Annotated in this window: 17 protein-coding genes; 11 read left to right on the forward strand and 6 right to left on the reverse strand. The window is 53.9% G+C overall.

From position 1 onward, the window contains the following. From B7994_RS12780 to B7994_RS12790, 3 genes are all read left to right on the forward strand, one after another. Positions 1–240 (forward strand): PLP-dependent transferase (locus B7994_RS12780; protein ID WP_198957849.1); only part of this gene is annotated, 240 nt, incomplete at its 5' end. Positions 241–332: 92 nt separating this feature from the next. Then, on the forward strand, positions 333–1493 hold the full coding sequence (locus B7994_RS12785) for an iron-containing alcohol dehydrogenase (protein WP_088638856.1): 1161 nt from the start codon (positions 333–335) through the stop codon (positions 1491–1493). Positions 1494–1551: 58 nt separating this feature from the next. Then, positions 1552–2109 (forward strand): carboxymuconolactone decarboxylase family protein, encoded by a 558-nt coding sequence (locus B7994_RS12790; RefSeq protein ID WP_088638857.1) that lies wholly within the window; start codon positions 1552–1554, stop codon positions 2107–2109. Positions 2110–2187: 78 nt separating this feature from the next. Here the strand turns inward: B7994_RS12790 and pdxT are convergent, their stop codons facing one another. Both pdxT and pdxS read right to left on the reverse strand, forming a co-directional pair. Further along, positions 2188–2802: a pyridoxal 5'-phosphate synthase glutaminase subunit PdxT gene (gene pdxT, locus B7994_RS12795; RefSeq protein ID WP_088638858.1), complete on the reverse strand. Its 615-nt coding sequence runs from the start codon at positions 2800–2802 to the stop codon at positions 2188–2190. Next, entirely contained in the window at positions 2802–3680 is an 879-nt protein-coding gene (gene pdxS, locus B7994_RS12800) for a pyridoxal 5'-phosphate synthase lyase subunit PdxS (protein ID WP_088638859.1), read from the reverse strand. Before pdxS ends, pdxT begins: the two co-directional genes overlap by 1 nt. A gap of 140 nt (positions 3681–3820) precedes the next feature. On the opposite strand from pdxS, the gene B7994_RS12805 reads away from it, so the two are divergent. After that, complete coding sequence (locus tag B7994_RS12805; RefSeq protein WP_088638909.1) at positions 3821–5245, forward strand: PLP-dependent aminotransferase family protein; 1425 nt, start codon at positions 3821–3823, stop codon at positions 5243–5245. A gap of 1 nt (position 5246) precedes the next feature. Here the strand turns inward: B7994_RS12805 and B7994_RS12810 are convergent, their stop codons facing one another. Both B7994_RS12810 and B7994_RS12815 read right to left on the reverse strand, forming a co-directional pair. Beyond that, the gene (locus B7994_RS12810; RefSeq protein WP_144063894.1) at positions 5247–6023 is read right to left on the reverse strand and encodes a hypothetical protein; all 777 of its coding nucleotides are present in this window, start codon (positions 6021–6023) and stop codon (positions 5247–5249) included. 101 nt (positions 6024–6124) lie between these two features. Then, a complete protein-coding gene (locus tag B7994_RS12815; protein WP_088638861.1) occupies positions 6125–7054 on the reverse strand; it encodes a LysR family transcriptional regulator in 930 nt (309 codons plus the stop codon). A gap of 139 nt (positions 7055–7193) precedes the next feature. Between B7994_RS12815 and metE the strand changes: the two genes are divergently transcribed. The 6 genes from metE (at position 7194) to B7994_RS12845 (ending at position 16526) form a co-directional block, all read left to right on the forward strand. Further along, the gene (gene metE / locus B7994_RS12820) at positions 7194–9467 is read left to right on the forward strand and encodes a 5-methyltetrahydropteroyltriglutamate--homocysteine S-methyltransferase (RefSeq protein ID WP_088638862.1); all 2274 of its coding nucleotides are present in this window, start codon (positions 7194–7196) and stop codon (positions 9465–9467) included. Between the two features lie 263 nt (positions 9468–9730). Then, on the forward strand, positions 9731–11017 hold the full coding sequence (locus B7994_RS12825) for an O-acetylhomoserine aminocarboxypropyltransferase/cysteine synthase family protein (RefSeq protein WP_088638863.1): 1287 nt from the start codon (positions 9731–9733) through the stop codon (positions 11015–11017). 24 nt (positions 11018–11041) lie between these two features. Further along, positions 11042–11968, forward strand: a complete 927-nt coding sequence (gene cysK / locus B7994_RS12830; RefSeq protein ID WP_088638864.1) for a cysteine synthase A — start codon at positions 11042–11044, stop codon at positions 11966–11968. Between the two features lie 132 nt (positions 11969–12100). Then, positions 12101–13663, forward strand: a complete 1563-nt coding sequence (locus B7994_RS12835) for a phosphomannomutase (RefSeq protein WP_088638865.1) — start codon at positions 12101–12103, stop codon at positions 13661–13663. A 109-nt stretch (positions 13664–13772) separates the two neighbouring features. Further along, a complete protein-coding gene (locus tag B7994_RS12840; RefSeq protein WP_088638866.1) occupies positions 13773–15725 on the forward strand; it encodes a glycoside hydrolase in 1953 nt (650 codons plus the stop codon). A gap of 21 nt (positions 15726–15746) precedes the next feature. Continuing rightward, positions 15747–16526 carry a hypothetical protein gene (locus B7994_RS12845; RefSeq protein ID WP_144063895.1) on the forward strand — a complete coding sequence of 260 codons (780 nt, stop codon included), beginning with the start codon at positions 15747–15749 and terminating at the stop codon, positions 16524–16526. A 353-nt stretch (positions 16527–16879) separates the two neighbouring features. On the opposite strand, the gene B7994_RS12850 is transcribed toward B7994_RS12845, so the two are convergent. Continuing rightward, positions 16880–17209 carry a hypothetical protein gene (locus tag B7994_RS12850; protein WP_088638868.1) on the reverse strand — a complete coding sequence of 110 codons (330 nt, stop codon included), beginning with the start codon at positions 17207–17209 and terminating at the stop codon, positions 16880–16882. A gap of 43 nt (positions 17210–17252) precedes the next feature. Next, on the reverse strand, positions 17253–18203 hold the full coding sequence (locus B7994_RS12855) for a hypothetical protein (protein WP_088638869.1): 951 nt from the start codon (positions 18201–18203) through the stop codon (positions 17253–17255). Between the two features lie 169 nt (positions 18204–18372). On the opposite strand from B7994_RS12855, the gene uvrC reads away from it, so the two are divergent. Then, positions 18373–20232: an excinuclease ABC subunit UvrC gene (gene uvrC / locus B7994_RS12865; protein WP_088638871.1), complete on the forward strand. Its 1860-nt coding sequence runs from the start codon at positions 18373–18375 to the stop codon at positions 20230–20232. Positions 20233–20300: the final 68 nt, after the last annotated feature.

Here is a 20300-nt window from a genome sequence, read left to right on the forward strand (position 1 = left end):
AAGGGCGGCCAGGAAGAAGCCTTCAAGTTCATCGATAGCCTCAAGATTTTCAGCTTGCTCGCTAACGTCGCCGACGTGAAGAGCCTCGTGATTCACCCGTACACCACCACGCATTCGGAACTCACTCCGGAAGAATTGGCTGCAGCCGGAATTACGCCGGCAACGATCCGCGTGTCTATCGGTACGGAACATTACGAAGACATCATCGCCGACCTCGAAAACGGATTCGCGGCAATTTAGTTTGGTTACGTGAAGTATCCTGATCCGGCAGCGTTTTCACCATTAGGAAACGACTGTCGGGCTGGATTCTTTTTTTTTGTACGGAGAATACAATGATAGATTTTGAATACTACAACCCGGCGAAAATTGTATTTGGCGAACATAGTGAACAGAAGCTGAAATCGCTTTTGGCTTCGTTCGGGGTGAAGTCGCTCCAGCTTGTTTACAGCGGAGACTTTATCAAGACGCTCGGCATTTACGACGCTATCAAGGATGCTGTCAATGAACTCGGGATTCGCTTTTCCGAAAACGGAAACGTGGTGCCGAACCCATCCATCGACCTGGTTCGCGAACTCGTGAAGCAGGGCAAGGAAAACGGGGTAGACTTCGTCTTGGCCGTCGGCGGCGGAAGTTCCATCGATACCGCGAAGGCGGTGGCACTCGGAATACCTTACCAGGGAGATGTGTGGGATTTCTTTGAAAAGGGAATCTCACCGGAACAGGTATTGCCGATTGGTGTCATCGCCACGACGGCATCGAGCGGTTCCGAAACATCCAATGCGGCAATCCTTTCGAGTGGTGAATGGAAGCTCGGTTTTGAAGATGACCGAATCATTCCGAAGTTCGCCATCATGAACCCCAAATACACGGTGGGCCTGCCGGCATACCAGACTTTCGTGGGCATCGCTGACGTGCTTTCGCACTTGTTGGAACGCTATTTCTCGGACGAGAAATATTCCGACACCACGGACTACCTGATAGAAGGCGCGATTCGTGCGTTGCTCGTGAATGCAGACAAGCTCATCGCCAACCAGAAAGACGTGAACGCCCGCGGAGAAATCCAGTGGCTTGCAAGCGTCGCTCATGGCGGGTTCCTGGATGCAGGGCGTCGTGCGGACTGGGGCTCGCATCGAATCGAACATGAACTTTCTGCCCAGTACAACATCACTCACGGCGAAGGCATGGCGGTGGTGACTGTTGCTTGGACAAAGTACATGGCGGTGAAAAAGCCCTGGAGGCTTGCGCTCCTTGCGAGCCGTGTGTTCGGTGTAGATTCCTTCAACTACAGTGAAACCGAACGTGCGCTGATCCTTTCGGAAAAGCTTGCGGCATTCTTCAAAAAACTGGGGCTCGCGACGACGCTTGCAGACTTGAAGATTGGCGATAAGGACTTCGACGCGATGGCTGCCCGTGCTACGCGCAATGGCAAGGTCGGGCACTACGTGCCGCTGGATGCTGCCGCCATCAAGGAAATTTTGAAAATCGCACTGTAATCAAAAAACTTAAACAAAAACAAAACGGTGCCAACGCACCAAAAGGAGAGTACAAACAATGGCAAGAGTAAAATTTATTGAATCGGTTGACGAAGCTCAGGGCAAGGCCAAGGAAGCCTACGAAAAGCTCGTTTCTACAGGCAAGATCACCAACATGAAGCGTGCGTTGTTGCAGGACTACGCGACGTTCGACGCCTTCATGGGCTGGTATACCAGCTGGGCCCGCCTCGTGGAAATCATCGGCCAGCGCGCTGCTACGGTCTACGCCCACGCGGTTTCTACCACCAACAGCTGCCAGCTCTGCTCGCTGTTCTTCATCAGCGACCTGAAGGCTCTCGGAATCGACCCGAACGGGTTCGAATACGAGAAGAACGAAGAAATCCTCGTGAAGCTTGCAAGGCAAATCGTGAAGGACCCCACCTCCGTTCCGGATTCTTACTTCGAGGAACTGCACAAGTTCTACAACGATTCCGAAATCGTGGCCATCGTGGGCTTTGCCGCCCAGATGATTGCGACGAACAACTTCAACTCCGTGTTGAAAATCGACGTGGACCATCGCTTGCTCCCGATTGTGGGTGAATTCAAGCCTGCCACCTGGAGAAAGGACATCAAGTAGTTTTGTACTCTCCGCACAAAAGGGACGTCTCTGGAAAAAAGCGATGTTTTTCAGAGGCGTCTTTTTTTTGTACATTCCCTATGCAGCGACCAGGTCCAGGAAATATCGGTGGATGCTTGTGTCGCTGTTGAGTTCCGGGTGGAACGAGAGTGCGATTTGATTCCTGTATTTCACGGCGACAATCTGCTCGGTGTTTGCGCTATCGGAATTTCCGTTTGTACTTGCCGTCCGCGAAAGAATCTCCACATCGTCGCTGACGGATTCGAAGAATGGGGCACGAATAAATGTCTGCGGGACCTTCCCGATATGCGCGACCTCATTTTCGGTGAAAAAACTGCCGAGCTGTCGGCCGTAAGCGTTGCGACGGATAATGGCGGGGAGCGTCGCGAAGTGGGCGTCTTTTTCGCCTGCGATTTTTTCGGCAAGCAGGATGGCGCCTGCACATGTCGCAAGTACGGGCAATCCAGCTTGAATTTTAGCCCTGAGCGGTTCAAAAAGCCCGAGGTCGCGCAGGAGTTTCCCTTGTACGGTACTTTCGCCTCCGGGGAGAACGAGTCCGTCGATAGTGCGGTCCAAGTCTCGCAGCTGGCGGATTTCAAAGACATCGGCGCCGAGCGCTTGCAGGATGCGTTCATGTTCGATGAATGCCCCCTGTACCGCTAGCACGCCGATTTGCGGCTTGTCAATATTCATTATTTCCCCCTTTCGGCCATGAGCAGAGCAATTTCCTGTTCGTTGATGCCGACCATGGCTTCGCCCAGGTCTTCGGAAAGCTTGGCGATGAGTTTTGCGTCGGTGTAGTTGGTGACTGCCTGCACGATGGCGGCGGCGCGTTTGGCGGGGTTGCCCGACTTGAAGATTCCGGAACCCACGAATACGCCTTCGGCGCCGAGCTGCATCATAAGGGCGGCATCGGCAGGGGTGGCGACGCCCCCGGCGGCGAAGTTCACCACCGGGAGTTTCTTGTGGTCGTGAACGTAGCGCACCAGGTCGTACGACACCTGGAGTTCCTTCGCACGGTTGAAAAGTTCGTCTTCGCGCAGGCTCGAAATGCGGGCGATTTCCTGGTTCATGAGGCGCATGTGGCGTACGGCCTGGACGATGTCGCCCGTGCCCGGCTCGCCCTTGGTGCGAATCATGGAGGCGCCTTCTTCGATACGGCGGAGCGCTTCTCCCAAATCTTTTGCACCGCAGACGAACGGAACTTCGAAATCGCGCTTGTTGATGTGGAAAACGTCATCGGCAGGGGAAAGAACTTCGCTTTCGTCGATGTAGTCAATTTCGATGGCCTGCAAAATCTGCGCTTCTGCAAAGTGACCGATGCGACATTTTGCCATGACCGGGATGGAAACGGCGTCCTGGATTCCCTTGATCATTTTCGGGTCGCTCATTCTGGAGACTCCTCCGGCGGCTCGGATGTCGGCCGGGATGCGTTCAAGGGCCATGACGGCGGCGGCGCCTGCGGCCTCGGCAATTTTGGCCTGTTCGGGGGTGGTCACGTCCATAATGACGCCGCCTTTGAGCATTTGGGCAAGATTCTTGTTGAGTTCGTAACGGTTCTGGTCTGCCATGTAAATCTCCTTGAAAAAGTGAATCGTTTGTTTTCAAGGCGTAATTTAAAACATTCCCTAGACTTGCTCAATATTCAGTTTTTTATTATTTTAATAAGGTCAGTTTAATACCAGATATACAAATAGAATAAGGTCAGATGATGTTTAGTTATGATATGTCTAAGGCGGGTGCAAACAGCCTCTACCATTACCTTTACCAGTGCATCAAAAAGGATATCGTAAGCGGGAACATCCTTGCCGAAGAGCAGCTCCCTTCCAAAAGGAATTTGGCACGGAATTTGGGCGTCAGCGTAGTGACTGTCGAAAACGCTTATGCGCAACTCCTGACGGAAGGCTTTGTCTATTCGCTCCCTAAGAAGGGATTTTTTGTCGCTGATATCAATGCTTCTGTAAAATCTACTACACAGCGCAAGCGAAAGGTGCCGCACACCCGTAGGTTCCGTGCGGGTATGCTTGAAGAATCGGAACATACAGATTCCAAATACATCGCCGACTTTGCGAGTAACGGGGCCGATATCGAGGCGTTCCCCTTTACCACTTGGGCAAAGATTACTCGCGAGGTTCTTTGCGAAAGGCAGAGGGATTTGCTGAAGGTCTCTCAAGGCTCTGGCACATTGGAATTGCGCTGCGCTATTGCCCGCATGCTCCGGGAATTCAGGAATATTCAGGTGGCACCGGAGCAGATTGTGATAGGTGCCGGTACGGACTATCTGTATGGGCTGCTAGTCCAGTTGCTCGGCTTTGACAAGTGCTATGCCGTCGAGGATCCGGGCTGGGCCAAGATTTCGAAAATATATGGCCAGTACGGTGTCAAGGTTTGCCACATTCCTATTCAAGGTGATGATTTTACCGATGCTGTGAAAAAGTCCGAAGCGGACATCGTTCACATTTCCCCGTCGCACCATTTCCCGACGGGAAAGGTGATGCCTGTGGGAGAGCGTTATCGCTTGCTCAGTTGGGCGGCAGAATCCCCGAAACGCTATATCGTAGAAGACGACTACGACAGCGAATTGCGCATGACCGGCAAACCGATTCCCGCCTTGCAGAATATCGATGTTACCGAAAAGGTCATCTATCTGAATACATTTTCCAAGACAATGACGTCGGCCATCCGAATCGCATACATGGTGCTCCCGCCGCACCTTGCCGAAAAATTTCGCGACGAGCTTTCGTTCTATTCGTGTACAGTATCGAATCTTGACCAATACGTGATGGCGAAATTTCTGAATCTCGGGTATTACGAAACGCACATCAATCGCATGCGCAACTTATACCGCGCCAAGCGCGATGCGTTGCTGACTGCTATTCGCAAGAGCCGCCTTTCCGATGTTGCAAGTATTTATGAAGAAGATGCTGGCTTGCATTTTATTCTGGAAGTCCGCACCAAATGCTCCGACGATGAAGTATGCAGGCGCCTGCGTCAAAAGGGTGTCAACATAAAGGCTCTCTCGGAATACTATTTCAAGGCTGAACCTTCCGTGCACAAATTCGTCATCAACTATTCTTCTGTTGAAAAGAAGAACATGCAGAAGGCTGTGCAGGCGCTGGTTCAGGGTTACATCTAACCTAATACTTTTTGTTTACGGTTCGCCCGAGAAGGTCAAACGAACGGCTCTTCGGGAGAACAGAAGCGCGGATTCCCTTTTTGCGGATGGCCGTCGTCTCTTGCTTCGTATAGGTGAAGTAATAGTAAGTCGTGAATTCGTCCGATTGAATTTTCAGGGTATAGTTGTTTTCGCTGGAGGCGTACGTGATGGTCGAAACCGTATCACCCTCGGAAGAGGTTTCGTAACATTTGGAATCGCTTGAATCGCTTACGTACACGTCTATTGAACGAATTCCTGATTCCTTGTCGGCCCCTTTATAGGTTGTATGCACAATGGAATCGCCTGTAAGGATTATTTCGGAATATCCGGATGTCCCGAAGTCTAGGCTTTTTGTCAATATTTGCGCCGCGTTGGCTGTAAGCTTGATGGAACGTTGTTGCCCCAATGTTCCAAAGCCGTAAAAGTCTTCAGAAATATACGTGGTGTCTGCAGACGAAGAATCCTTCATCAAATATTCATAGCCTGTTTTAGTCAGCTTGTTGGGGTCTTGATTCCAGTAGTACTTGTATTCTGTTGTCGAATTGTCCTGATAGGATGTCGATTGATAATTGTCGAGTCTGCCTTCGGCATAGGAGTATTTCATTGAGCCTACTCCGGGCATGGAAAGGGAATCTAGCTGGAATTCGGCATTAGGCTTCAAGTATAAATTGGACAGAATTTGGAAATAGAGGCCGGTGCAGGAATTTGCCGACGCATATTGCATTGCTGCCAAAAGGCAGAATAAGATTTTTTTCATGTTCCCTCCATATTTTTACTAACGCATCTAAAATTAGTTTTTATTGAAAGGATAATGTGTGCCGAACTTTTTTACGTGACAGGCGTCATTGAAAAATGTTGTCAGGAATCATCTCTTTTTTCTTTGACATGGCAGTGCCGCATTAGGGCGGCGATATAAGCTTGGGCGTAGCGCGATGGCGTTACGCTTTTTCGCATTACGTAGCCGATGGTCATCTTGTCGATTACAGAAAGCGGCTTTGCGATAATTTCCTTGCCGTTTAGCTTGTGGCTGATGACGCCGGAGCAGATGGTGTAGCCGTCGAGGCCAATCAGCAAGTTGAAAAGTGTGGCGCGGTCACGGACTTTTATATTTCGCGGGCAGTCGAAGTCGATGGCGGTGAGCGGTTCTTCGGCGAAGTAGAAGGAATTGAAGTTGCCTTGTTCGTATGTCAGGTACGGGAACGGTTTTAGATCGGCAAGCGTGATGCGTTCCTTTTTGGCGAGCGGGTTCTTGGACGACATGAACACGTGCAACGGTGTAGTGAACAAGGGCTCGAATACCAAGTTGTTTTTCCGAATCAGGTTGCGAATGACTTTTTCGTTTTTGCCGCTCAGGTAGAGCACTCCAATTTCACTTTTCATCTTGGTGACATCATCGATGATTTCGTTTGTCTGCGTCTCGCGGAGCGTGAAGTCGTAACTGGGGCCGCCAAACTTGCGGATAACATCGACAAAGGCGTTTACGGCGAAGGAATAGTGCTGGCAACTGACGGAAAAAATCGTGTTCCCGTTTTCGCCCCCCTTGTAGTGTTCTTCGAGGAGCGAGGCTTGTTCAAGAACCTGACGCGCATAGGAGAGGAACTCGTCGCCTTCGTTCGTGATGGTGACGCCCTTGTTGCTGCGAATGAAAATCGTTACACCCATTTCTTCTTCGAGTTCGTGAATAGCAGCTGTCAGGCTGGGCTGCGATATAAAGACTCGCTTGGATGCTTCGGTGATATTTAGCGTGTCGGCGACCGCTACGGCGTATTTAAGTTGTTGTAAAGTCATAGTGTTATTTTATTGCTGGTTATCCACCATAGATTTAAACTATGGTGATGTGATAAAAAATAGTATTTTACCTATTTCAAAAAAGATGGTATATTTGCACACGAACAAAATAACATATAAAAAAGGTAGGTAAAGCGGTATGACAACGAAAAAAACATCAGTAATTGGTTTCCCGCGTATTGGTAAGGCTCGTGAACTCAAGTTTGCAAGTGAAAAATTCTTCAAGGGCGAAATTTCTGAAGCAGAACTGCAGAAGACGGCGGCCGAAATCCGCCTGTACGGTTGGCAGAAGCAAAAGGCGGCTGGCATTGACTTCATTCCGTCCAATGATTTTTCGTTCTACGATAACGTTCTTGATACGGCGTTCTTGCTCGGGGCCGTGCCTGCGCGCTACAAGGAACTTGGACTTTCTGAACTTGAAACGTATTTTGCCGCTGCGCACGGCTATCAGGGCGAAAAGGGCGATGTCAAGGCCCTCCCGATGAAGAAATGGTTCAATACGAACTATCACTATATTGTTCCCGAATTGGACGACTCTACTGAACTTGCTGTTGCAGGCGATGTGAAGCCCCTTCGGGAATACAACGAGGCGAAGGCCGCCGGGGTACATACAGTGCCTAGCCTCGTTGGACCTTATACCTTCTTGAAGCTTGCCCGCTACAATGGCAAGAGGAATGCTTCTGCATTCGCGACACCTGCGGTGAACGCCTACTTGAAGCTGGCCGAACAGCTGGCGGCGGCCGGAGCCGAGTGGGTTAGCTTTGCCGAACCCGCGCTCGTCTTCGACTTGAGTGAAGAAGACAAGCAGTTCTTCAAGGCCATCTATAGCGCCCTTCTGGAACAGTTGCACGCGAAGGCTTCGGTTAAGGTCCTTTTGCAGACTTACTTCGGTGATATCCGCGATGTCTATCAAGAAGTCGTTTCGCTCGGTTTCGACGGTATCGGTATCGACTTTGTCGAAGGCATCAAGTCCCTTGAACTGCTCAAGACGGGCTTCCCGAAAAACGCCACTTTGTTTGCGGGCGTGGTGAACGGCAAGAACATCTGGCGCGCCGATTACGAAAAGAAAAATCTCCTTCTGATTGAAATCGAGAAGGTTGTCGATGCTTCCCGCCTGGTTGTGGGTACTTCGTGCTCGCTGTTGCATGTGCCGTATACGGTTGCTGCTGAACAGAAGCTCTCTCCGGAAATCTTGAAGCATTTTGCCTTTGCCGAAGAAAAGCTTGTGGAACTTTCTGATATTGCATCGGAAAATCCGGATGCCATCGAAAAGAACAGGACGCTCTTCGGGATCGACCGCGTGAAGGCTACACCTTCGGTGCAGTCTGCGCTGGCTGCCCTCAATGATTCTGACTTTGTGCGTAGCCCTGCCCGTGCGGAGCGCCGCAACATCCAGGCTGCCGAATTTAACCTCCCGGCTTACCCCACGACGACTATTGGGTCGTTCCCGCAGACGGCCGAAGTCCGTGCGAACCGCGCCGCCTTCAGGAAGGGCGAAATCACCCGCGAACAGTATGTGACGTTCAACCAGAAGAAGATTGCGCAGTGCATTGCCCTGCAAGAAAGCATCGGCCTCGACGTGATTGTGCATGGCGAATTCGAACGCAACGACATGGTGGAATATTTCGGTACGCAGATTGACGGGTTCATCTTCACGCAGAACGCCTGGGTGCAGAGCTACGGCACGCGCTGCGTCAAGCCGCCTGTAGTGTGGGGCGATATTCACCGCAGCAAGCCAATCACTGTCGAGTGGTCCGTGTTTGCGCAGAAGCAGACGAGCAAGCCCGTGAAGGGTATGCTTACCGGCCCCGTGACAATCCTCAACTGGTCTTTCCCGCGCGAAGATATTTCGCTCAAGACGCAGGCACAGCAGATTGGCCTTGCCATCCGCGACGAAGTTTTAGACCTCGAAAAGAACGGCATCAAGATTATCCAGATTGACGAAGCCGCCCTCCGCGAAAAGCTGCCGCTGCGCAAGAGTGACTGGCACAAGGAATACCTCGACTGGGCTATCCCCGCGTTCCGCCTGGTGCATGCAAAGGTCAGGCCCGAAACGCAGATCCACACGCACATGTGCTACAGTGAATTCAACGATATCGTGAAGGATATCGATGCGATGGATGCCGATGTCATCACGTTCGAGGCAAGCCGTTCCGACCTCAAGCTGCTCGATGCGCTCAACGAAGCCCGTTTTGAAACGCAGGTGGGCCCGGGTGTGTACGACATTCATTCACCGCGCGTGCCTTCCGTGGATGAGATTGTGAAGACAATCCACAAGATTATAGACAAGGTTCCGCAGGCTAATGTGTGGGTGAACCCCGATTGCGGCCTCAAGACCCGTGGCGAAGCAGAAACGACCGCAAGTCTCAAGAACCTGGTTGCCGCAGCAAAGCAGTTGCGCGCCGAAGTCTAAGAAATTTCCGTTTTACACCTCAACAAGTCCTGCAGGCTCCCCCGCTTGCAGGACTTTTACGCTTTTAGGGTGATTTTTGTTGATTTGGGGCGTTTTAATAGCCTTTTCCTATACACTAGTTATAGGCAAAAACTATTGGTAAGAAAAATGTAAGAAAAATTGACTCCGTTTTCGTTATTTCCCTATTGAAAAGGTAGGAAAAAGGTTCTAATTTACACCCAGTACAGAAAATTAATCACCCCGATTAAAAAGGAATTTCACAAATGACAACACAGAACAAACTCCATTTCGAAACGCTTCAGCTCCACGTTGGCCAGGAACAGGCAGACCCCGCAACCGATTCCCGCGCGGTTCCTATTTACCAGACCACCTCTTACGTTTTCCACAGCGCTCAGCACGCCTCTGACCGCTTCCATCTGAAAGATGCGGGCAACATCTACGGCCGCCTCACCAACACGACGCAGGACGTTTTTGAAAAGCGCATCGCCGCTCTCGAAGGCGGTATCGCTGGCCTCGCCGTCGCTTCCGGTGCAGCTGCCCTCACTTACGCCATCACGGCTCTCGCCCGCAAGGGTGACCACGTGGTTGCCCAGCGCACCATCTACGGCGGCACCTACAACCTCTTGCAGCACACGCTCCGCCCGTTCGGCATCGACACTACGTTCGTGAACACCCGCGACCTGAAGGAAGTCGAAAGCTCCATCAAGGACAACACGAAGCTCGTGCTCATCGAAACTCTCGGCAACCCGCACTCCGACATCCCGGATATCGAAGCGATTTCTGAAATCGCCCACAAGCACAAGATTCCGGTGCTCATCGACAACACCTTCGGTACTCCTTACCTGATCCGCCCGCTGGAACACGGCGCCGACATCGTGATCCACTCCGCCACCAAGTTCATCGGCGGTCACGGTACGACCCTTGGCGGCATCATCGTCGATGGTGGCAAGTTTGACTGGGCTGCAAGTGGCAAGTTCCCGCAGTTCACCGAAACGAACCCGAGCTACGGCGTTCCGTTTACCGCTGCTGCCGGCGCTGCTGCCTACATCGTTTACATCCGCGCTATTCTCCTCCGCGACGAAGGTGCTGCGATTTCCCCGTTCAACGCTTTCCTCCTGCTTCAGGGCACCGAAACGCTTTCGCTCCGCCTTGACCGCCATGTGGAAAACACCAAGAAGGTTCTCGAGTTCCTCGTGAAGCACCCGAAGGTCGCGAAGGTGAACCACCCGAGCTTTGCCGACCATCCGGACCACAAGCTTTACGAACGCTACTTCCCGAACGGCGGCGGTTCCATCTTCACGTTCGACGTGAAGGGCGGCCAGGAAGAAGCCTTCAAGTTCATCGATAGCCTCAAGATTTTCAGCTTGCTCGCTAACGTCGCCGACGTGAAGAGCCTTGTGGTTCACCCGTACACCACGACCCACTCGGAACTCACTCCGGAAGAACTCGCCGCTGCAGGCATTTCTCCGGCAACGATCCGCCTCTCCATCGGTACGGAACACTACGAAGATATCATCAACGACCTTGACCAGGCATTGAACAACATTTAATTAAACAAAAAAAGGAATTTCACCATGTCAAAAATTTATACCTCTGCCGACCAGCTCATTGGTCACACCCCGCTTCTCGAACTCACCCACGTCGAAGAAGGCCTCGGCGCCAAGATTTTGGCGAAGCTCGAATACTTCAACCCCGCAGGTTCCGTGAAGGACCGTATCGCCAAGGCGATGCTCGATGACGCCGAAAAGAGCGGAAAGCTCAAGAAGGGCGCTGTCATCATCGAACCGACTTCCGGTAACACCGGCATTGGTCTTGCTTCCGTCGCCGCTGCCCGCGGTTACCGCATCATCATCGTGATGCCGGAGACCATGAGCGTGGAACGCCGCCAGCTGATGAAGGCCTACGGTGCCGAACTTGTGCTCACCGAAGGTGCGAAGGGCATGAAGGGCGCTATTGCCAAGGCCGATGAACTTGCTAAGGAAATTCCGAACAGCTTCATCCCGGGCCAGTTCGTGAACCCGGCCAACCCGGCTGCCCACAAGGCTACCACTGGCCCCGAAATCTGGGAAGATACCGATGGCAAGGTGGACATCTTTGTTGCCGGTGTCGGTACGGGTGGTACTGTTTCTGGCGTGGGTGAATACCTCAAGAGTCAGAACCCGAACGTGAAGGTCGTGGCCGTTGAACCTGCCAGCTCTCCGGTGCTCAGCAAGGGCGTCGCAGGCTCCCACAAGATCCAGGGCATCGGTGCGGGCTTCGTTCCTGATACGCTCAACACCAAGGTCTACGACGAAATCATCGCTGTCGAAAATGAAGCTGCTTTCGAAGCCGGCCGCGAAATCGGCAAAAAGGAAGGCGTGCTCGTGGGTATTTCTTCCGGCGCTGCTCTCTGGGCTGCAAAGGAACTCGCAAAGCGCCCCGAAAACAAGGGTAAGACGATTGTCGCTCTCCTCCCGGATACCGGCGACCGCTATCTCTCTACCGCCTTGTTCGCAGATTAGTGTATAACTTTCACATCTCCGGCCCCCTGGGTTTTATACCTGGAGGGCCTTTTTCTATTTTTCAATTGCGAAACTTTCGGCATGGCGCGCAGTTAAAAAATGGAAGCGCCTGTTGAACAAAATGAGGTGTTTATGAGCGTTACGATGCAAGAAGTGATGAAACAGTCCGGCGTGGCATTCGGCACGAGCGGAGCCCGCGGCCTGGTGACCGCGATGACGGACCGCGTGTGCTATGTTTATGCACGCTCGTTCATCAAGTACTGCGAACAGAGCTACAAGTGTGAACACGCGATTGCGATTGCGGGTGACTTGCGCCCGAGTACGGAACGCATTTTGAAGGCGCTCGTGAAGGCGGGCGAGGACAGCGCGTGGAAGGTTGTGTACTGCGGTCGCATTCCGAGCCCGGCGATTGCGCTGTACGGCATCGACAAGGCGCTCCCGACCATCATGGTGACGGGCAGCCACATTCCGGCCGACCGCAACGGCATCAAGTTCAACCACCCGCAGGGTGAAATTTCCAAGAAGGACGAACAGGGAATCGTCTCGCAGGCGGTGGACTTTGACGAAAATATTTTTGATGCGAACGGCATGCTGAAAAATGCGCCCGCTCTCCCGGCAGTCGAGATGGAAGCCGAAGAAAATTACTGCAAGCGCTATCCGGAATTTTTCGGTACCAAAGCCTTGCAGGGCCTTACCATTGGCGTGTATCAGCATTCCGCCGTGGGCCGCGACATCGTGGTGAAGGTCTTGGAAAGCCTGGGCGCTACGGTGAAGCCTTTTGCCCGCAGTGAAACTTTTATTCCGGTGGATACGGAAGCGATTCGCAAAGAAGATGAAGAACTTGCCCGCGAATTTGCGCACAAGGATTTTGTGGATGCGATTTTCAGTACCGACGGCGATAGCGACCGCCCGCTCTTGGCAGACGATGTGGGCATGTGGCTGCGTGGCGACGTGCTGGGCATCCTCGCTGCCCAGGCGCTTGGCGTCAAGCGCATTGCAACTCCGGTGAGTTGCAATACGTCGCTCGAAAAATGCGGCAGCTTCGAGAAGATTTGCCGCACGCGCATCGGTAGCCCGTATGTAATCGCCGGCATGGAAAGCCTGGTCGACAATGCCGACGCATCCGTGTCCGTCGCAGGCTACGAGGCCAACGGCGGCTTTTTGCTGCAGACGAATTTAACGCGCGAATTTATTGATAGCGATGGTCGCGGCGGCGAGATGCGCGCGACCCGCACGCTGCCGGCGCTGCCGACCCGCGATGCGTTGCTCCCGATGATTGCCGTGATGGTCCGCGTGCGCGAAGAACGCATGTGCGTGGTAGACCTGCTCAAGAAACTCCCGAAGCGCTTTACTGTGAGCGACCGCCTCAAGGAATTTCCGACCGAAATCTCGAAGGCAAAACTTGCCGAAATCCGCGAACAGAAACTCGGTGCAAAACTCTTCGGTTCCTTGACAGCGAAACCCTCCAAGTTCAAGCCCAAGGACGGTTCAACTCCGAGGCCCTTCCATGGTGAAGTTGTCGCCATCGATGAGACGGATGGTTACCGCATGGAATTTGATTCCGGCGATATCGTGCACCTGCGCCCGAGCGGCAACGCTCCGGAATTCCGCTGCTACGTGGAAACCGAGGCCAAGGACCGCTCCGACGAACTGCTTGCGGGCTGCATGAAGGTTATGGAAGGCTGGCGCAAGTAAGTTGCCGGTTTTTGTAAATCAGGCCGAAAAAGTCCACATTTGACAATCGACTCCAGTTAGGGTATATTTAGATATATGCCCTTTTCGGCATGTGGAATGGAGTTGGTCTATGAATTTTCTTTCGCACAGTCATGTTGTTCCGTGCGTTGCTGCGGCTGTATTCGCGACGGCTTTTTCGTCGTTGGCCTTTGCACAAACTAAGGTCGTTGTCGACCCCGGCAAAAAATACCAGGTTTTCGAAGGCTGGGGCACGAGCCTCTGCTGGTGGGCCGTGAAGGCGGGCGCCTGGAGCGAGGCGAACCGCAGCAAGCTCATCGGTGCGATTGCCGACCCCGATACGGGACTGGGCTACACGATTTTCCGCTACAACATCGGCGGCGGCGACCAGCCGGGCCATGACCACCTCACGAAGGGTGACGGCGGCGGCAAGGTTCCGGGTTACAAGCCGACAGAAAAAGGCGATTACGACTGGACGGCCGACCCGTACCAGCGCACGATTGCATTGGAACTCGCCAAGCGCGTGAAGGACCCGATTTTCGAGGCATTCAGCAATTCGCCCCCGTGGTGGATGACCAAGAGCGGCTGTGTTTCGGGAAGTAGCGACGGCAGCGACAACCTCAAGGAAGACTACTTTGACGACTTCGCGGATTACCTCTCCGAAGTGGCGCTGCACTTCAAGACGGAATGGGGGCTCACGTTCCGCACGGTGGAACCTTTCAACGAGCCGAGCGCCGGCTGGTGGAAGTCGAACGGCGGGCAGGAAGGCTGCGGTTTCAAGAACAACCAGTCCAGGATGATTGTGGAACTCGGCAAGGCGCTCCAGAAGAAGGGGCTCTTCCCGGAGACGTCGGTGAGCGCTGCCGACGAGACGTCCATCAAGCAGGCGCACGACCAGCTGGGCAACTACACCGCGGAGGCGCTCTCTTACCTGGGTCAGGTGAACACGCACAGTTATTCCGACGGCAGCTACCGCAAGCAGCTTTTCAACCGCGCCTTCGGCCTGAACAAGCGCCTTTGGCAGTCCGAAACGGGCCCGCTCAGCAAGAGCGGCGACGAGCACATCGCGCTCTGGATGGCGAACGTGATTATCCAGGACCTGCGCGACATGCATGCGGAAGCGTGGATAGACTGGCAGATTGGCGACCCGGCCGAAAACTGGCGCAGCCTTGCGCTCAACCACAGCAAGCAGACCTTTACGCCGAACGCGCGCTACTACATGCACGCCGCATTCAGCCGCTACATCCGTCCGGGGTCCCGCATTATCGATAGCGATAACGGCAATACGCTTGCGGCACTCACGCCCGATGGCGCCCTGGTGCTTATCGTGCGCAACAGCGGCTCTAGCGACGTGAAGTATGAATTCGACCTGGGCGAGTTCGTGAAGATTGGCACGAGCGCGAAGGTGGTGCGGTTCGAACTGCCCGGCAGCTTGACCAAACAATCTGATATCGCGGTTTCGGGCAAGGCACTCTCGATGACAGCGAAGGCCAACACGATCACCACGATGGTGATTGACGGTGCCGAAGGTGGCGCCTGCAAGCCGGATTCCATCATCCCGTACGTGAAAATCCACAACAATACCGGCTGGGACGAGACGACTGACGTGAAGCTGAACAAGGGTGACTCGCTGGTGATTGGCCCGCACCCGTGGGAAGGCGGGCGCTGGGTGTGGAGCGGCCCGAACGGCTTTACTTCTACCAGCCGCGAAATCCGCTTCAAGAACATGGACGGCACCAAGAGCGGCTACTACAAGGCGGTGCATACGAACGCTTCGGGTTGCGAAGGCTCCGTGACCTTCAAGGTGGTGGTGGACGATCCGGCGCACCCGTTCGTGGAACCCGATACGAGCGAGCAGGATTCTACAGGCGATACGTCGGCGGTGGCATTGCGCGATTTTGGCATGTGCCCGCTGGGGGCGCTTTGGACCAACGAACCGGTGCAGGTCTTTGACGTGCAGGGTCATTACCTCGGTGCAATGCGCGAAGAAAAGGTACGTTCGCTGAATGCAGGCGTGTACTTGCTCCGCGCCGGGAAGAACGTGCGCAAGGTTCGCGTGGAATAGCGATTTACTATACTTTTGCACATGCTCTTACAGACAACTGCACGGAAAGTTATACTTGCTATTATTGCCGCCTTGCTGCTTGTTACTACAGGCAAGGACTGGTTTGATTTCTACAGGTGCGGCGCTGTGGACCAGTGCCTCATGGATGCAGGAGTCTTGCAACTTTATACAAAGTTTGCGATATCGTTTTTGCTTACGGTGCTGGCATTTATCGTAACGCGCGATTCGTTTTCCAAACTTGATGCAAAGATTCTCCGCATAGCGTTCATCTTCTCGCTTCTTGCTGATTCCTGTTTCAATATCATCAAGATAGCTGCTCCGGATGAACGCGCGCTTAGCAATACTCTCGGCATCGCGTTCTTCATTATGTTCCAGGTAGGGCTCATCCACAGGCATACGCGCAAGTCAGAAACCGACGATAAGCCAGGGAAGGTGCACAAGTTCCTGCTGATACCGGTGGCGGGTTTTGCGGCATCGCTTTTGGGCGGTAAAGTCATCGAGCCTACGCTCGGCAACGTCATGCTTGTGGTTGTCGCCGTGTACGCCATCTTCCTTATCACGTCGCTGGTAGTTGCACTCTTCGTTTCACGCAACAGCTATTTTCCGGCGGCAAGCGCGCGGCTTATCCGCTGGGGCATGGTCGTGTTCTTCATTGGCGATGCACTTGTCGGCCTTGCGCTAATGACGGGCGAAGACCACAGCACCCTGCAGGCGGTTGCGGAAGTTGCAAACAACTTTGTCTGGTGGGCGTACGTGCCTGCGCAGCTGATGCTTATCGCCTCTTGTCGAAAATCAGTTTAGCAGATTAAAAAAGAAATGGCGGGTAGAACCCGCCATCACTTTTTTGTAGATACAAAAAAAGGCATCCGTCCACGGTGGAACACTCGAAACTACTATTTAAAAAAGATAGCAGTGCCTTGGTGCTTCGTTTTTCACGTCAAAGCGCGCCTAAACTAGACCACAAGAGCCACGAGCTGTTATTATCTTGTTAGATCGGGCGTTAATCCGTGCGATGCCTGTGTTACAAATATACCTTTATTTCTGGGCAGAATCAATAGGGCTTATGCCCTATTTTGCACTTTGTTTGTCATGGAAATGTAAAAAGCCCAGCAATGCCGGGCTGAATGTAAAAACTGAATTACGTAGAGCGTGCCTTAGACCCAGTCGCTGTCGCGCGATTCCGGATGTTCCAGACCTTCGTCCAGGAGAGCCGCAATTTCCTTGATTCCATTGTTCAGTTCGTCGCGTTCCACCTTGACCTGGTGCAGCATTTTCCGGAGTTCCGAAATTTGCTGGCCGAATTCCAGTGCGAGCAGGGCGAATTTCTTGCCTGCTTCAAGGTTGTAGCGGTCGTAACTGGTGTAGCGTTCATCGATGTAATCGATGATATCCTTCAATTCCCCGTCGGGAAGGTCGGTCCTGATCTGTAGCCGTTCGCCGGCTACAGTCACGCTTACGGACCTGTGTTGGTTCAATTCTGCCATTATTTCATTCCTACGCCGAATGGATCGTCATCCATCAGCATCCTTAGCCGAAAAAACCGGTAGGCGAGCCTCCATTGCTCGCGAAAAGGTCCGGTTCCTTCTCATTGGCGGGGTGAATTTCGATGGGCTCTTCCTCTTCTTCGGCTGCCTGGTTGAAGTCGAGTTCGGGCTCGCTAAGTTCTTCGGCGGGTTCAACGACGGGCTCGCTGGCCTGCGCCTCGGCGACTTCAGGTTCGCCCTGTTCGGCGGGCGCCTCGGCCTGAACGGATTCCTCTACTGCGGGTTCTGCGGCCGGGGCTTCGCTTGCAGCCTCGGGTTCGTCAGTGAAGGACACGTTCACGGGAATCTCGGTGCCGAGTTCGCTTTCGATGGTCGAGACCATCTGCTTGAACTGTTCCTGTGCCTGTAGGATTTCTTCGCCCTGTTCCTTGATGGTCTCGTTGAGGCTAGCCTTCTCGGCATTCAGGGCCTCGATGGCGGCATCCTTCTCGGCGATGGTCTTGTCGAGTTCCGCGATTTTCCCGTTGAGGATGGCCTCGTTCGCCTTGGAGGCGGCGCAGTCGTTGCGGAGGGCGTTGTTCGCCTCGTCCCTTTCGCGGATTTCGTCGGAAAGTTTTGCAATTTCGTTCTTGGTGGCTTCCAGGCTTTCGTTCGCCTGGCTCAGCATGGCGTTCTTCTCGTTGAGCATGCCTTCGAGTTCGGCGATGCGTGCGTTGGCGCCTTCGAGTGATCCGCGGAGCCCGTCAATTTCGCCCTGTTTCTGGTTTATGGCCTCGTCCTGTGCGGCAGCCTGGTTTGCGCGTGCCGTCAGTGCCGCCTTGCAGTCCGCTATTTCGCTGTTGAGACTCTCGACGACGAGGTCCCTGTCCTGCATTGCGGCCTCTTTGCTGGCTAGGCTCTGTTTTAGATTGGCGACCTCTTGCCGTAGGTTGCGGACGGTCGCCAGTACTCCATCCACCCGTTGCGAGAGAAGATTGATGTTCTCTGAATTCATTTATCGCTCCGTAAAAATCAGGGGATACATATCACCAATAAAAAGATATATAAAAAAACTTGCCCAAAGTATGAAAAAAAACATAAAAATTGACATAGCGCAAAAATGCGGTATTTTTGATGTCGAGTTCCAATTTGTGCCGGAAGGGCTTTTTTACTTTTGAAAGCGTATGCTTCCCGTGAACGAGCACATAGAACGGCGCCTAGCCGAGCTCCCCGCGTTGCCGGGGGTCTACATTATGCGGAATTCGCAGGGGAAGATTATCTATATCGGCAAGGCGAAGGTGCTCAAGAACCGCGTGAGGAGCTACTTTGACGGCAGCGACCATGCGGGCCACCGGGCCGCGACACTCATGCTGCCCTTTATCCGCGACATCGAGTGGATTATTACCGAGAGCGAGTCCGAGGCGCTTATCCTGGAAGCGAACCTCATCCGCAAGCACACGCCCAAGTACAACGTGCTGCTGAAGGACGACAAGCATTTCCCGTACCTGGCGTTCTCGGTGCACGAAGACTTCCCGAGGCTGTTCCTTTCGCGTGCGGTGCGCAAGGACGGCTGCCAGTATTTTGGTCCGTACCTGAATTCCCGAATGATAGCACAGTTGCAGGACATTGCCGCACGGCTCTTCAAGATACGCGAATGCAAGCTGAAACTCCCGCTCAAGACCCCGCAAAGGCCCTGCCTCAATTACCACATAGGGCGGTGTAGCGCCCCCTGCGCGGGGCTTATAACGAAGGAGGAGTACCACAAGGCGGTGCTCCAGACGCAGATGCTCCTGAACGGCAAGCGCGACGACCTGATTGGGCAATGGGAACGCGAAATGCAGGAGGCGAGCGACCGGCTGGATTTCGAAACGGCGATGAAAAAGCGCGACGCCATCGAGGCTTTGCGGGCCACGGGAATCCACCAGAAGACGGACGTGACCGACCCGAACCTTTCCCTCGATGTGCTGAGCCTGCGCCGCAACGGAACGATGGCGGCCGCCGTCATTTTCGAGTACAGGAACGGCGTGTTGAGCGGCCGCCGCCACTACCGCCTGGAATGCAAGCTCGAAGAAGACGAGGCGGGCATCCTCCAGCAGATGCTGGTGCAGTGGTACCTGGACGTGGAACACATTCCGGGCGAGATTGCGACGGACGTGATTCTGGATGCGGACCGCGAGCCCCTTGAACAGGCGCTCGCCAAGAATGCGGGCCACAAGGTGAATATCACGAACCCGCAGCGCGGCGAGAAGGTCGGGTTCCTCAAGCTGGCTGGCGCGAACGCCGACATGATTCTGGTGGAAATGCGCGCCGAAGTGCAAAAATACAGCGAAATCGACCAGAGCGTCTTTGAACTGCAGAAGGTGCTGGGCCTCAAGAAGACTCCCTTCCGCATCGAGTGCGTCGACATCTCGCACCTCTCGGGCACGAACACGGTGGCGAGTCTCGTAGCCTTCAAGAACGGCAAGCCCGACAAGGCGAACTACCGCAAGTTCATCATCAAGACGGTCACGGGTGTGGATGACTTTGCGAGCATGCGCGAGGTGATGACCCGCCGTATCCGCCGGCTGGAAGAAGAAGGTACGCCGATGCCCGACCTCTGGGTATGCGACGGCGGTAAGGGCCAGGTAGATGCCACCATGGAGATTCTTAAAGAACTCGGGCACGACAAGGATCTGCCGCTCATCGGGCTTGCGAAGCGCCTCGAAGAAATCGTGTTCCCTGACGACCGCAAGAGCATCGTGCTGCACCGCACGAGCCCCGCGCTAAAGCTTTTGCAGAACGCCCGCGACGAGGCGCACCGCTTTGCCATCACGTACCAGAGGAGCAAGCGCAAGAAGGACTTGGAAGTGGAATGGCTCAAGATGCCCGGTGTGGGTCATGAGACCCGCGTGAAAATCCTTTCCAAGTACAGGAGCGCCGAGGCCTTCATGGCGGCCCCGCTCGAAGACATCGTCGACTTGCTGGGGAAGGTGCGCGGGAACAGCGTCCGCGAACAGGTAAAAGAATACTGCGCGAAATTTATTGAACCGCCTGCGGACATGTAGCCTGCGCACGGTACAAAAAAGGCCCGCTTTTGCGGACCCTTAACTTGTCATCCTCGCGACGGCGAGGA

Origin of the sequence: Fibrobacter sp. UWR2 (genome assembly GCF_002210285.1) — a bacterium.
Taxonomy (GTDB): domain Bacteria; phylum Fibrobacterota; class Fibrobacteria; order Fibrobacterales; family Fibrobacteraceae; genus Fibrobacter.

Bases quoted from the DNA above. Each gene is read 5' to 3' on its own strand.
- B7994_RS12785 (WP_088638856.1), top strand. From the start codon at position 333: ATGATAGATTTTGAATACTACAACCCGGCGAAAATTGTATTTGGCGAA.
- B7994_RS12790 (WP_088638857.1), top strand. From the start codon at position 1,552: ATGGCAAGAGTAAAATTTATTGAATCGGTTGACGAAGCTCAGGGCAAG.
- pdxT (WP_088638858.1), bottom strand. From the start codon at position 2,802: ATGAATATTGACAAGCCGCAAATCGGCGTGCTAGCGGTACAGGGGGCA.
- pdxS (WP_088638859.1), bottom strand. From the start codon at position 3,680: ATGGCAGACCAGAACCGTTACGAACTCAACAAGAATCTTGCCCAAATG.
- B7994_RS12805 (WP_088638909.1), top strand. From the start codon at position 3,821: ATGTTTAGTTATGATATGTCTAAGGCGGGTGCAAACAGCCTCTACCAT.
- B7994_RS12810 (WP_144063894.1), bottom strand. From the start codon at position 6,023: ATGAAAAAAATCTTATTCTGCCTTTTGGCAGCAATGCAATATGCGTCG.
- B7994_RS12815 (WP_088638861.1), bottom strand. From the start codon at position 7,054: ATGACTTTACAACAACTTAAATACGCCGTAGCGGTCGCCGACACGCTA.
- metE (WP_088638862.1), top strand. From the start codon at position 7,194: ATGACAACGAAAAAAACATCAGTAATTGGTTTCCCGCGTATTGGTAAG.
- B7994_RS12825 (WP_088638863.1), top strand. From the start codon at position 9,731: ATGACAACACAGAACAAACTCCATTTCGAAACGCTTCAGCTCCACGTT.
- cysK (WP_088638864.1), top strand. From the start codon at position 11,042: ATGTCAAAAATTTATACCTCTGCCGACCAGCTCATTGGTCACACCCCG.
- B7994_RS12835 (WP_088638865.1), top strand. From the start codon at position 12,101: ATGAGCGTTACGATGCAAGAAGTGATGAAACAGTCCGGCGTGGCATTC.
- B7994_RS12840 (WP_088638866.1), top strand. From the start codon at position 13,773: ATGAATTTTCTTTCGCACAGTCATGTTGTTCCGTGCGTTGCTGCGGCT.
- B7994_RS12845 (WP_144063895.1), top strand. From the start codon at position 15,747: ATGCTCTTACAGACAACTGCACGGAAAGTTATACTTGCTATTATTGCC.
- B7994_RS12850 (WP_088638868.1), bottom strand. From the start codon at position 17,209: ATGGCAGAATTGAACCAACACAGGTCCGTAAGCGTGACTGTAGCCGGC.
- B7994_RS12855 (WP_088638869.1), bottom strand. From the start codon at position 18,203: ATGAATTCAGAGAACATCAATCTTCTCTCGCAACGGGTGGATGGAGTA.
- uvrC (WP_088638871.1), top strand. From the start codon at position 18,373: ATGCTTCCCGTGAACGAGCACATAGAACGGCGCCTAGCCGAGCTCCCC.